A 6,816-nucleotide genomic window follows, 5' to 3' on the forward strand; every position below is an offset into this window, starting at 1 on the left:
CTAAATGGCGACATCTTGATATGGTATCCTGTGCTGGGACGTTCGGTTGAGCTGTCGTCGATGGGTATTCGCGTTAATGCAGATGCCTTATTGCGGCAGTTAGAAATGATGGGACAGCAGACTCGTGCAGAATTGTATTTCCATCGTCAGTTGTTGTCGGGCAAACTGCCTTTGTGCATCGGTGGAGGTATCGGACAAAGCCGCTTGTGCATGGTATTGTTGCAGAAAGCACACGTGGGCGAGATACAAGCGAGCATTTGGAGCGACGAAATGCGAGCCGAATGCCAAGCCGCAGGCATGCCGTTGATATAGGCATGTTCTAAAAATTCCCCGCAAAGGTTCAACTGATGTTCCTTGTATTGCTCTTCACTGTCTTTTTGCTTTTATCTGGCATCTTTCGCTTATTCTTTCAGTCGCATAGTTCACTATGCTCTTTCAAGAAGTAAGCAAAATCTGCTCAGCTAAAAGCTAAAAAATACAGCAAAGGTAATTTTTAGAACATGCCATAGGCATGTTCTAAAAATTCCCCGCAAAGGCTCAATTGATGTTCCTTGTATTGCTCTTCACTGTCTTTTTGCTTTTATCTGGCATCTTTTGCTTTCTCTTTCAGAAAGCATAGTTCACTATGCTCTTTCAAGAAGTAAGCAAAATCTGCTCAGCTAAAAGCTAGAAATACAGCAAAGGTAATTTTTAGCACCTGCCTATGGAATAAACTTTAAACTGGGGTGTGACCCCATTGATTTATGGCGTGCCTTTATCGGCATGTAAGTTCAACATAAGGATGGTGAAGGGCGAACTAAAAAGCAAGAATGAGCATAAGCGTGGCATTTTTAGAACATGAATTAAGTGAGAACCTGGGATTAGAACTTTGTATTTATTCGTTCACAGCTTCGCAACCTCATTTACTCATCAGTAAAAAACGCATTCGTCCAAAGGTTAAATTATTGTTTTTATTTTTACAACACGGCTCTAATTTTCACTTCGTTCTAGCGAAAAAATGGCTTAAAAAGTAGGTAAATGACTACTATTTCTAGTCTTTCACGCCTTACTTTTTGTCAATATTCAAGAGAAGAACCTGCATTTTGCACCATATTGCCTTTCTATTTTGCTTGCCAGCTCATTATTTTTTGTGCCCAATTACCCGCTTTTAGCCCCCCAAAATCCCACTTTTTAGGGGTTATTTTGCCCTTTTCGGCCATGTATTTCATGTCTCTAAGAGGTTATATTTATACCATTGCGGTGTGTTTTTATGCTTTTTGGCTCGCATTTAGCCGCATTTTGCATCGCATTTAGCACCATTTTACCTTGCATTTAGCACCAAAACGCATTGCGTTTAGCACCAAAATGCACTGTGTTTAGCACCAAAACGCACTGCGTTTAGCGGCATATTGCACTACATTTAGCAACAAATAGCCCAAAACCTAGTGCAAATGCCGTTTCTTTTAAATAAAAATTCATTTTGTCCGCATTAGCAACTAACCTCTTTTTGCATCAAAACCAACCTTCGCGAGAATCGATTTTTTGCGGCAAGGTTGGCATTGGTGGACGAAAAGGGCACTCATAATGTTAAATTTCTTGCTGAAAACTAGACAAAAGGATTGTGTTGCATACGTGTAAATAGGCAACGGCCAAGGAAAGCACGTACGCTTACAACCGACAGCGCAAGAGGTTGCAGGGCATGCTGCTCATGGCCAACGGAGAAGTATCATGGAAAAGTGGAAGTGACACGCCACTGGCAGCTAGTTTTATGCTTGTAGAGAAAGTGCATCGAATGTTATCCGTTTGGTAGCAGTTTAACCCAAATCGGTCGTTAGAGCCTGTGCAGATTTTGTGTATTGTTGAGCATATTGTCTGCTTTATTCTTGAAGACGTAGCGGGCTACGTCAAGAGAATAAGACAGACAAGATGCCGACAAGCAAACGAAAGATGAACAGGAAGCGATGGAAACAACCTAAAATAATAGGTAAGCGGTCTAACGACCGATTGGGGTTTAAGGCATAACCACGTTTTGCCACAGGCAAAGTGGGCGGGATGGTATCTTTATGCTGTACTTCGTACATGAGAAAGGAGTGCTTATCTTGGTTTTACTGCACAAAGATAATAAACACCTCTCAACTTATTAGAAATATTAAAAGTCAAGCGGATTTCAGTAAGAAGGAAGTTTGGTTAAGGCGTGTTTGCGATGCCAATGGCTAGGGCTTAGGCCAGTTCCAGCCCCAACGCATTGCGCAGTTTGTCTATTGCAGGATTGGCTTTAAGCATGTTTTCGTATATTTCCTTTTTAGAAAGGATGCGTTTCATCTCCTCAACCTTGGCCAGTCGGATGTGAAGTTGCAGTTGTCCATTGTGCAAATACTTAGCCAGTCCGCCCTCAATACGTTTCTTAATGTTGTTAACCTCTTCCAAAACAATCTCGTTGTCGGCCAACACTTCTATGTTGGGAAATTGGGTTATGCGCGGCGACATGTTCTTCATTCTCGTTGCAATGGCAATCATGGCTTGCGGCATGCGGTTACAAAGTGCCATCCATTGCAGTTCAAGCTCTTCTTGCGAGAACACATGGTTCTCCTCTTTATTCGTTATTTCGTCTTCTTTAACTTGTCCAACCTTTTCGGGACCCCGTTTAAGGTCGGCAAACGACGTGCCCACCTTGCCCAATTTAAGCTTTCCGATGGGCATAGCCGTTCGTCGCGTAGTTATTTCTGGTTCGTTAGCCTTAGGTGTTTCAACGGCAGGCTGTGTGGGATAGGACGTTGCTTTCACCTCGTTGGTGTTGGCCAATGCCGTTGCGGTGTGCGTTGCCACGGTTGTGCGCACCAATGCTTTGTCCCCACCGACCACCTGTTGAGCCGGTTTAGGTTGGGGAGTGGCAAGTTTTCTGAACAGGGATTTCAATCTCTTGGGGCTACGCCCCGCGGCAGGTTCGTCTTCGGGTTGCGTTATCTGCGCCACTTGTATCAGCGTAAGCTCGGCCAATAGGCGTTTGTTGCTGCTTGCGCGATAGTGAATGTCGCATTGGTTCATAACCTGCAAGGCCTTATAAAGAAACTTTGTGGGGCATTTTTGCGCCTGTTCCTTAAAGCGTTCGCGTTGGCGTGCGCTAACTTCCAGCAACGGCAGGGTGCTTTCGTCTTTCGCCATCAGCACATTGCGCACATGTGTGGCCAATCCGTTAACAAGGTTGCCCGCATCAAAGCCTTTGGCAATGATGTCGTTAACAAGTACCATGATGTCGCTCACCTTGTTTTGCACGGCCAAGTCGATAATGCTGAAATAGTTGTCGCTATCCAGCACGTTAAGGTCGGCAATCACGCTGTCGTATGTAAGGTTGCCTTGTGCAAAGCTAGCTGCTTGGTCGAAAATGGAAAGCGCATCGCGCATACCGCCGTCGGCTTTCTCGGCAATTACGGCCAAAGCCTCCTCTTCGTAGGCAATTCCTTCGTTCTCGGCCACGCGTTTAAGGTGGTCGATGATGCCAGGAACGGTCATCCGTTCAAAGTCGTAGATTTGGCAACGCGACAGGATGGTGGGCAAAATCTTGTGTTTCTCGGTTGTGGCCAAGATGAAAATGACGTGTGCGGGCGGCTCTTCCAGTGTTTTAAGGAAGGCATTAAAGGCCGCGGTGGAAAGCATGTGCACCTCGTCGATGATGAAAACCTTATATTTTCCCACCTGCGGAGGGATGCGCGTTTGGTCCATCAGCGTCTTAATGTTCTCAACCGAGTTGTTGCTGGCCGCATCTAGTTCGAAGATGTTGTACGAACGCTGGTCGTTAAAGGCCTGGCAGCTTTCGCAATGGTTGCACGCCTCGCCCATTTCGGTGGGCGTAAGGCAGTTAATGGCCTTGGCAAAGATACGCGCGCAAGTGGTTTTACCCACCCCTCGTGGACCGCAAAAGAGGTATGCATGCGCCAACTTTCCGCTTTTAACCGCGTTTTTCAGCGTGGTGGTAAGGGCCGATTGCCCCACCACCGAGTCGAAAGACACGGGTCGGTATTTGCGCGCCGATACGATATATTCTCCCATAAATGCTGTATTGTGTTCCGTTTTATGTGTTTGGTTTGGCGTTGGGAGGCATGTCCCTCGCCGTATGGGTGTGTTGTTTTTACCCCGTTTTGCAAAGTTACGCATTATTTTTGGCTTTTCTTTTGGTTCATGTCTTTTTATTGTTTCTCTCTTTTTTGTGCTTTGGTGGTGTTGTATCGCTTACCCATCTAAAGTAGAGTCGTGAACATTCGTATAACACAGATATAGCATGTGCTTTGGCCTAAAAGGCACTTGCTTTTGCAATATTTACATAATAAGTGTGCTTGTAGTGCATGGCGATTGAAAAAAAAGTTGTAAGTTTGCAGCGGATAATGAGCCTCTAATGAACAGCAAATGGAATGAAGTGGGCAGAATGCTTAACCATTATCGCTACCTCATCGTGGTGGTGGTGGGTGTGCTTATCGTCGGTTTTGTCGACGATAACAGCTTTATGCACCGTTTGGAGTACGAAATTCAGGTAAGCGACTTAAAAAAACAAATAAAGGAATATAACGAACGCCACAGCACCGACACGGAACGGCTTCGCCAACTAAAACGCGACCCCAAGGCCATTGAGAAGATTGCGCGTGAGCGCTACTTTATGAAAGCCGACGATGAAGACATCTATGTGCTGAGCGATGACGAGAAACCTACACAACAACAAGATGAAACAACTGAATAAGCTGCAATCCATCCTCTACGCCGTTGGTGGTGCGCTGATGGTGATTGGTGCGGGATGCTTTGCATTTATGTGGCAACAACGGGCGGTATGTTGGCTCTACCTCGTGGGAGCAACGCTGTTTTGCCTCATGCAATCCATGCAAACTTACGAAGGAACCGACTTTGTGGTGCGCCGCTTGAAACGTATTCAAGCTGTGGCCAACATCTTCTTTATGCTCGCCGGCATACTGATGGTAGACACGGCCTACATGTTTTTCCGTCCACTTTTCGACAGTTCCATCGCTTATGTAGACTATTTGTACAACAAGTGGGTGGTGCTTTTGCTCATTGCAGCCCTTTTGGAAATATACACCATGCACCGCATAGACCACGAAATGAAGAAAGACAAAAGGCAATAGGCCCTGACATGCGGCTACACCTTTATATATACGTGCCTGCGGTGTGCAGGCTTTCAACAACTAACACTTTTCTTAAAAAATACTTAAAAGGAGGTTTGTTTGGATTAAATAGCATGAAAATAATTCGATAGCCCGCAAAAGCGTATTATCTTTGTGTGACAAGACAGAAACAATCAACTTATGAATAAAGTTCTATATACATTGTTCGCGTTGGCGTTGCTCACCTCGTGTGGTAGCAGCTACAATATCGAAGGTACTTCTAACATATCTACCCTCGATGGCCGAAAGTTATACCTGAAAGTACTGAAAGACAACGAATTTAAAAAGTTAGACTCGTGCGACGTTGTGCACGGCAAGTTCGGGTTCTCTGGATCGTTAGACTCTGTACGCATCGCCAATATCTTTATGGACGAAGAAAGTGTGTTGCCCTTGGTGCTTGAAAGCGGCGACATCATCGTAAAACTAGACGATGCACAGCAAAACGTGTCGGGAACACCACTCAACGACAAGCTGTTTAAGTTCTTTAATAAGTACAACCAACTGAAAAACCAAGAACAAGAGTTGGTGCATAAGCACGACCAAGCCATTATGAACGGCAGCAATATGGACGTGGTGAACGCCCGTTTGAACAGCGAGGCCGAACGTTTGTCGGGACTTGAAGACAAGCTTATCACGTCGTTCGTGTGCGAAAACTTCGACAACGTGTTAGGTCCGGGCGTGTTTTTCATGGTTACTATCGGTTACGACTATCCCGAACTTACCCCTTGGATAGAGGACATCATGAGCAAAGCCACCGATAAGTTTAAAAACGACGCTTATGTGAAGGACTATTACGCCAAGGCGCAAGAAAACCAACAGATAATGAACGGAATGAAAGACGTGCCCATGCCTGCGCCAGCTGTTACGCCGCAAGCTGCGCCTGCACCCACGCCAAACGACTTGGCTCAGCCCACAAAAGAATGAAAACCCTTATTTACGGCGCAACGATTGTGAACGAGGGACGCAGCTTTAAAGGCTGCCTAACCCTTGAAAACGACTTGATAGAAAGCGTTACCGAGGGCGAGGCCGTGCCCGAAGGACACTTCGACTTGCGGCTGAATGCCGAGGATTGTGTGGTAATGCCCGGCGTAATAGACGACCATGTGCATTTTCGCGAACCGGGTTTAACGGCCAAAGCCGACCTCGAAAGCGAGAGTCGCGCTGCCGCATATGGTGGTGTGACCACGTTTTTCGAGATGCCTAACACCCTTCCGCAAACCACAACGCTCGATGCACTGAACCAAAAACTGGAACTTGCGCAGGGCAAGAGCCACGTTAATTACAGTTTCTTCTTTGGAGCCACCAACCAAAACGCTCATCTATTTGAGCGTTTAGACACCAAACGCGTGCCGGGCATTAAGCTTTTTATGGGTGCCAGCACGGGAAACATGCTTGTTGACAGGCTCGAAACGCTTGAAAACATCTTTAAAAACGCGCCTTTGCCCATCATGACGCATTGCGAAGACACGCAACTCATCAACCAAAATATGGCCGAGGCCAAGCAATTGTATGGCGACGACCCAGCCGTGGAGCATCATCCTGCGATAAGGAGTGCCGAGGCTTGCTACCATTCGTCGGCCTTAGCCGTGGAGTTGGCCACCAAATACGGGGCGCAACTGCATGTTGCTCACCTCACAACGGCACGCGAATTGTCGCTCTTCGGCCACAATCC

5 protein-coding genes and 1 pseudogene are annotated in these 6,816 nt (G+C 46.3%); 5 read left to right on the plus strand and 1 reads right to left on the minus strand.

Annotated elements, in window-relative coordinates:
- Positions 1-312: pseudogene (locus BN93_RS02505) on the plus strand (aspartate--ammonia ligase); the annotation flags it as partial.
- A gap of 1,887 nt (positions 313-2,199) precedes the next feature.
- Here BN93_RS02505 and BN93_RS02510 read toward each other — a convergent pair.
- On the minus strand, positions 2,200-4,026 hold the full coding sequence (locus BN93_RS02510) for a DNA polymerase III subunit gamma/tau (protein ID WP_019186785.1): 1,827 nt from the start codon (positions 4,024-4,026) through the stop codon (positions 2,200-2,202).
- Between the two features lie 343 nt (positions 4,027-4,369).
- On the opposite strand from BN93_RS02510, the gene BN93_RS02515 reads away from it, so the two are divergent.
- The 4 genes from BN93_RS02515 to BN93_RS02530 form a co-directional block, all read left to right on the plus strand.
- On the plus strand, positions 4,370-4,708 hold the full coding sequence (locus tag BN93_RS02515; protein ID WP_019186786.1) for an FtsB family cell division protein: 339 nt from the start codon (positions 4,370-4,372) through the stop codon (positions 4,706-4,708).
- Positions 4,692-5,105: a hypothetical protein gene (locus tag BN93_RS02520; RefSeq protein ID WP_019186787.1), complete on the plus strand. Its 414-nt coding sequence runs from the start codon at positions 4,692-4,694 to the stop codon at positions 5,103-5,105. The genes BN93_RS02515 and BN93_RS02520 overlap by 17 nt, the downstream gene beginning before the upstream one ends.
- 180 nt (positions 5,106-5,285) lie before the next feature.
- The gene (locus BN93_RS02525) at positions 5,286-6,068 is read left to right on the plus strand and encodes a DUF4369 domain-containing protein (protein ID WP_009230344.1); all 783 of its coding nucleotides are present in this window, start codon (positions 5,286-5,288) and stop codon (positions 6,066-6,068) included.
- Positions 6,065-6,816, plus strand: a 752-nt coding sequence (locus BN93_RS02530) for an amidohydrolase family protein (protein WP_157462655.1), incomplete at its 3' end; no start/stop codon positions are given. The genes BN93_RS02525 and BN93_RS02530, both read left to right, overlap by 4 nt.

The organism is Prevotella conceptionensis 9403948 (assembly GCF_000312305.1).
In the GTDB taxonomy this organism is placed as follows: domain Bacteria; phylum Bacteroidota; class Bacteroidia; order Bacteroidales; family Bacteroidaceae; genus Prevotella; species Prevotella conceptionensis.